Raw genomic sequence first — 5,631 nt, forward strand, 5'->3', positions numbered from 1 at the left:
GATCCCGCCGTCATGCGTGAAGACCGCGCCGCGGCCCGAATTGAAGTGCGGATCATCCTCGAGCACGCGGACCGCGGCCTCGACCGCGTCGAGTGCGGTGCCGCCGCCCGCGAGCACCGCCGAGCCGGCATCGAGTGCGCGCGACAGGCCGGCGCGCGCGCCCGAATCCTGGTCGGCGGAAAGCATCTCGCGGTCGAGCTTGCCCGCGCCGCCGTGGATGACGAGGGTCCAGTTGGGTTGGGGCATGGGGGCTTTCACAAGGTTGGCGGGGTGGGACGAAGGTGGAGACGCAGCCCGATCAGCGGGCGCAAGGGGGCGACCCTGCGGCCGATCCGGTAGAAGGCGAAGCAGCCGGCGACGGTCGCGACCAGCAGCACCGTGAACTCGGCCCAGCCGGGAAGCCCCGCGGGGAGCAGCGCGTACATGACGAGGACGATGATCGTCTGGTGGATCAGGTAGAAGGGGAACACCGCCTCGGTCAGCATCGGCCGCCAGCGATGGTCGCGGTTGAGATGGCGTTCGGCGAGCCCGATCAGCGCGACGATTCCGCCCCATTGTTCAAGCGCATGCGCGATGCCGTAGGCGGTATAGAGCCAGTGCGGCTTCGCAACCCCGGCGGGCCAGCCAAGCTCTATGCCGAGGATCGTCGCATAGCCGAGCAGCGCGAGCCCGGCGCCGACCTTCCACAGCCGCGCGATCGCGGCGATCGCGGGTTCGGAGCGCGCGAGGCCGAAGCCGAACAGGAAGGCGGGGAAATAGGTGATGTGCGCGATCCAGTCGCCGAGCAGCGCCTGGCTCTCGGCCGCCATCTGGAACCACCAGCCATGGACGAAGATGAGCCAGGCGAGCGGCAGGAGCAGCACCAGCCAGCCGCCGAAGACGCGGTCGAAGAGCCGCTGCGCGCCGCGGCTGCGGACATTCTGGTGGCTGCGCAGGCTTCGTGGGCCCCGGACCAGCGCGACGCCGAGCGTCAGGACCGTCGTGTAGACAAAGAGATAGACGACGAACCAGAGGTGGTTCCAGGCGGGCAGCCAGAGCCCGTCGAGCGGGGCGAAGCGGAAGGCGTCGTGCGTCCAGAAGGTCCAGTAGCTGCCCGCATAGCCGTGCCGGGTGACGAGCTCGACCCAGGGTTGCGGGGGGACGATGACGAGGATGCCGAAGGCGAGCGGCACGAGCAGCCGGTAGCAGCGCGTCGCGAAGAAGCGGACCGGGCCGCTCGAGCGGCGGAGCAGCGCGCGGCTGGCATAGCCCGAGACGACGAACAGCAGCGTCAGCCGCCACGCATTGGTGGCGAGCATCGGCAACCGGACCCAGTCCTCGACATGCAGCGACTTCACGTGGAAGTTCCACGGCACGAAGACCATCGCGATATGGTAAAGGATCAGCAGGGCGAAGGCGCCGATCCGCAGCCAGTCCATGCCGTAATGCCGGGTCATCGCAGCGCCCTAGGCGGCGGGTGACGGGGCTGCAAGCACGCGCTGTCCCGTCACGCCGGCGCGGGCCCGCCCGGCCCGGCCCGGTCAGGCGGCGATGCGGGGGACGCCGAGGAAGTCGCGTTTGCCGAGCGGGACGCCCTGTGCGCGCAGGATCGCGTAGGCGATGCTGGCGTGGAAGTAGAAATTGGGCTGCGAGAAGGACAAAAGGAAGTTGGCGCCGGTGAAGGGCATGACATAGCTGCCGAATTCGAACTTCGTCGCGGTGGTGGCGAGCGTGTCGAATTCGGTTGGGTCATAGCCCTCGAGCGTCGCGATCGCGCCCTGGACCGCGGCGTGGAGCCCGGCGAAATCGGTCGGCCAGGCGCTGCGGTCGGGAGAGAAGACGCCGTCGCGGACGCCCTGCACGCCGCCCGCCGAATGCGCGACGCACGACTTCACCTGATAGCCGAAGGGGAGCATGTCGTCGGCGAGCCTTGCGTCGATCAGCGTGGCGGGGTCGATCCCGCGCTCGGTGGCGAAGGCTTCCGCCTTGTCGAGCAGTGCGTCGAGCGCGCGCAGGACCTGGAGATTGGAGGGGATCGTCGCATCGTAGAGGGACAGGGTCATCGATCGGGCTCCGCTGAGATGCGGCAACCTATGGCCGTGCGGCGGCATGTGCCAGCGTTGTTTCGCTCGCCGCGTCCAGCCGCTATATACGGCGGTGAACCCACGAGGAATCTTCATGTCCCTTCGTCCCTGGCGCGATATCACCCGCCGTACGAGCCGCCAGATCATGGTCGGCAACGTTCCCGTCGGTGGCGATGCGCCCGTCACCGTGCAAACGATGACCAACACGCCGACCGACGACATCAAGGCGACGGTCGACCAGATCCGCCGCTGCGAAGAGGCGGGCGTCGACATCATCCGCGTCAGCTGCCCCGACGTCGAATCGACCAGCGCGCTGAAACAGATCGTCCGCGCGAGCCGCGTGCCGATCGTCGCGGATATCCATTTCCACTATAAGCGCGCGCTCGAGGCGGCGGATGCGGGCGCGGCCTGCCTGCGGATCAACCCGGGCAATATCGGCTCGGCGAGCCGCGTGAAGGAGGTCGTCGACGCGGCGAAATCCAATGGCTGCGCGATCCGGATCGGCGTGAACGGCGGGAGCCTCGAGCGGCATCTGCTCGAAAAATATGGCGAGCCGTGTCCCGATGCGCTGGTCGAATCGGCGCTCGATCACATCAAGTTGCTGCAGGACCATGACTTTCACGAGTTCAAGGTCGCGGTGAAGGCGTCCGACCTGTTCCTGGCGGTCGCGGCCTATCAGCAGCTTGCCGAACAGGTCGACTGCCCGCTGCATCTCGGCATCACCGAGGCGGGCGGGTTCGTCGGCGGCACGGTCAAGTCGGCGATCGGGATGGGCAGCCTGCTCTGGTACGGGATCGGCGACACGATCCGCGTCTCGCTGTCGGCCGAGCCCGAGGAGGAAGTGCGCGTCGGGTTCGAGATCCTGAAGGCGCTGGGCATCCGCAACCGCGGCGTGCGCGTCGTGTCGTGCCCGAGCTGTGCGCGGCAGGGGTTCGACGTGATCCGCACCGTCCAGGCGCTCGAGGAGCGATTGCAGCATATCCGCACGCCGATGTCGCTCAGCGTGCTCGGCTGCGTCGTGAACGGGCCGGGCGAGGCGCGCGAGACCGATATCGGGATCACCGGCGGCGGCAACGGCAAGCACATGGTGTATCTGTCGGGGGTCACCGACCATCATGTCCAGGACGCGGACATGGTGAACCATATCGTCAAGCTGGTCGAGGCCAAGGCGGCGGAGATCGAGGCGGCGGATGCGGCGGTCGCGGCGCTGGTGCCGGAGATGGCGGCGGAATAAGCGGGGTCTTTCCAGGCGGTTGGCGGCTTTGCGTGCCGTCCTCACCTTCCGTCATCCTGACGCAGGTCAGGATCCAGGGTGGCCAGGGGTGCTGCTGCTTGGCTCTGGATCCTGACTTTCGTCAGGATGACGGGGTGGGCTGACGGACGTCTCGTGTTTTGGCGGTGCTTCGACTTCGCTCAGCACGAGCGGGGGGGGCGTGGCGGTGCTTGGCTCTGGGCCCCCGCTTTTGCGGGCGAACTGCCGCCCCCGACGATGATGGCGCCGGTGGGGGATGCCGGTTAAGCGGGGGGATGGGTATTGGCATCTTCTCGGCGGCGGGGCGGGCGGCGTGACGGGGCGTAGCGTTTCGCCGGCGCTGGCCTTTGCGGTCGCGGCGCTCGGGATCGGGTTGTTCTCGGTCATGGACGCGGTGATGAAGTCGCTGGTGCTGGGGATCGGGGTGTATAACGCGCTGCTCTGGCGGCAGATGGCGAGTGTCGGGCTGGGGGCGGTCGCCTGGAAGCTCGGGCGGAGCGGGCGGCCGAGCGGGCGGGCGCTGAAACTCCATCTTGCCAGGGGGTTGGTGACCGCGGCGATGGCGCTGCTGTTCTTCTGGGTGCTGGCGCGCGTGCCGATGGCGCAAGCGATTTCGCTGACCTACATCTCGCCGATCCTCGCGCTGCTTCTCGCCGCCGTCACGCTCGGCGAACGCGTCGGGCGCCGGGTCGTGGTCGCATCGATCATGGCGCTGGGCGGGGTCGGGATCGTGATGATCGGGCATGGCCGCGAGGGCGCGGCGGGGGCGGCGAGCCTGACGGGGGTCGCGGCAGTGCTGGGGTCGGCGCTGCTCTACGCGGTCAATCTGGTGATCGCGCGGGTGCAGGCGCAGGCCGCGCGGCCGGGCGAGATCGCGTTCTTCCAGGCGCTGGTGGTGACCGCGACGCTCGCGCTCGCGGCGCCGTGGCTGGCGGTGGTGCCCGACGCCGCGACATGGCCGCGGCTGCTGCTGGCGGCGGGGCTGGCGACCGCGTCGCTGTGGCTGCTCGGCTGGGCCTATGCCCACGGCGACACGGGATTCCTCGCGACGACCGAATATAGCTCGTTCGTCTATGCCGCCGGGCTCGGCTATCTGGTGTTCGGCGAGCGGGTGTCGGCGTTTACCGCGTGCGGCGCGGGTGTCATCGTCGTCGCATGCCTGTATGCGGCGCGGCGGCGCGATATCGCGCAGACGTCGATGGAGGCCGCCGCATGACCCAGATCCGTTCCGCTACCCGCGCCGATACCGGCACGATCCTGCGCTTCGTGCGCGAGCTTGCGGCGTTCGAGCGCGAGCCCGATGCGGTCGAGGCGACCGAGGCGACGCTGGGCGAGGCGCTGTTCGGGGATGCCCCCGCGGCGGAGGCGGTGATCGCGGACGGGGCAGACGGGCCGGTCGGTTTCGCGGTGTTTTTCCACAATTTCTCGACCTGGACGGGCAAGCGCGGGGTGTATCTGGAGGATCTGTACGTGACCCCCGAGGCGCGCGGGCAGGGGGTCGGCGGTGCGCTGCTCGCGCATCTGGCGGGGATCGCGATCGACCGCGGGTGCGCGCGGTTCGAATGGTCGGTGCTCGACTGGAATGCGGATGCGATCGCGGTTTATCGGAAGCTGGGTGCGGTGGGGATGGAGGACTGGACGATCCAGCGGTTGACGGGGGATGCGCTGGTGAAGCTGGCGGGGCGGTAGGAGCGTCGTCAGCCGCGGGCGCCGTCATCCTGACGAAAGTCAGGATCCAGAGCCAAACAGGTTGGCGCTAAGTCACTCTGGGTCCTGACTTTCGTCAGGATGACGGAAGAAGGGGACGACGAGGTCAGTTGCGAGCGACGGTCGTGCGCCAGATGACGGGCCAGGTGATCGCGCCGCGGCATTCGCCCATCATGCGCATTTCGGTGAGGCGGAAGCGGGTGCCGTCCCAGACATAGTCCTGGCCGACGCCGCAATCACCGATGCCGCGGCCCTTGGCGTAGGAGCTGAGCAGCCCGGTCTTCGGGTCGTAGCCGGCGTTGACGAGCGCGGGTTTCGCGCCGGGTTCGCCGAATTGCGGGGGCAGGTCGAATGGGGCTTCGCTGGCCTTGCCGTCGCGGACGATCAGCGCGCGGGTGATGACATTATACGCGCCGGATCCGCAGGATAGCAGGACGAGATCGGTGGTCGCGTCGAGCGTATGGGTCTCGTTGGTGACGGGGCCGAACTGGTCCGCGGCACAGCCGGTGCGCTGGCGCATCTGCGCAACGAGCGGCGCGGCGGGGGCCTGCGCGCGGCGGTCGGTGAGCGGCGCGGCGAGGATCGTCGGGAGCGCGGGCGGGGTGGTCG

The 5,631-nt window shown here is 68.9% G+C and carries 7 protein-coding genes; 3 read left to right on the top strand and 4 right to left on the bottom strand.

The features are described 5' to 3' along the window. The 3 genes from sphsw_RS09195 to sphsw_RS09205 form a co-directional block, all read right to left on the bottom strand. Positions 1 to 246 (bottom strand): isoaspartyl peptidase/L-asparaginase (locus tag sphsw_RS09195; protein ID WP_031440347.1); only part of this gene is annotated, 246 nt, incomplete at its 3' end. 8 nt (positions 247 to 254) lie between these two features. After that, the gene (locus sphsw_RS09200; protein WP_031440348.1) at positions 255 to 1,436 is read right to left on the bottom strand and encodes an acyltransferase family protein; all 1,182 of its coding nucleotides are present in this window, start codon (positions 1,434 to 1,436) and stop codon (positions 255 to 257) included. An 84-nt stretch (positions 1,437 to 1,520) separates the two neighbouring features. Then, positions 1,521 to 2,042: a DUF1993 domain-containing protein gene (locus sphsw_RS09205; RefSeq protein ID WP_031440349.1), complete on the bottom strand. Its 522-nt coding sequence runs from the start codon at positions 2,040 to 2,042 to the stop codon at positions 1,521 to 1,523. Between the two features lie 115 nt (positions 2,043 to 2,157). Here sphsw_RS09205 and ispG point away from each other — a divergent pair, with 115 nt between their 5' ends. The 3 genes from ispG (at position 2,158) to sphsw_RS09225 (ending at position 5,004) form a co-directional block, all read left to right on the top strand. After that, positions 2,158 to 3,297, top strand: a complete 1,140-nt coding sequence (ispG, locus tag sphsw_RS09210) for a flavodoxin-dependent (E)-4-hydroxy-3-methylbut-2-enyl-diphosphate synthase (RefSeq protein ID WP_031440350.1) — start codon at positions 2,158 to 2,160, stop codon at positions 3,295 to 3,297. A gap of 331 nt (positions 3,298 to 3,628) precedes the next feature. Beyond that, a complete protein-coding gene (locus tag sphsw_RS09220; RefSeq protein ID WP_031440352.1) occupies positions 3,629 to 4,531 on the top strand; it encodes a DMT family transporter in 903 nt (300 codons plus the stop codon). Next, the gene (locus tag sphsw_RS09225; protein ID WP_031440353.1) at positions 4,528 to 5,004 is read left to right on the top strand and encodes a GNAT family N-acetyltransferase; all 477 of its coding nucleotides are present in this window, start codon (positions 4,528 to 4,530) and stop codon (positions 5,002 to 5,004) included. Before sphsw_RS09220 ends, sphsw_RS09225 begins: the two co-directional genes overlap by 4 nt. A gap of 124 nt (positions 5,005 to 5,128) precedes the next feature. Here the strand turns inward: sphsw_RS09225 and sphsw_RS09230 are convergent. After that, positions 5,129 to 5,631: DUF1176 domain-containing protein (locus tag sphsw_RS09230; protein WP_152555462.1), on the bottom strand; the 503-nt coding region annotated here is incomplete at its 5' end.

The sequence above is a fragment of the Sphingomonas sp. FUKUSWIS1 genome (genome assembly GCF_000733135.1).
In the GTDB taxonomy this organism is placed as follows: domain Bacteria; phylum Pseudomonadota; class Alphaproteobacteria; order Sphingomonadales; family Sphingomonadaceae; genus Sphingomonas; species Sphingomonas aerolata.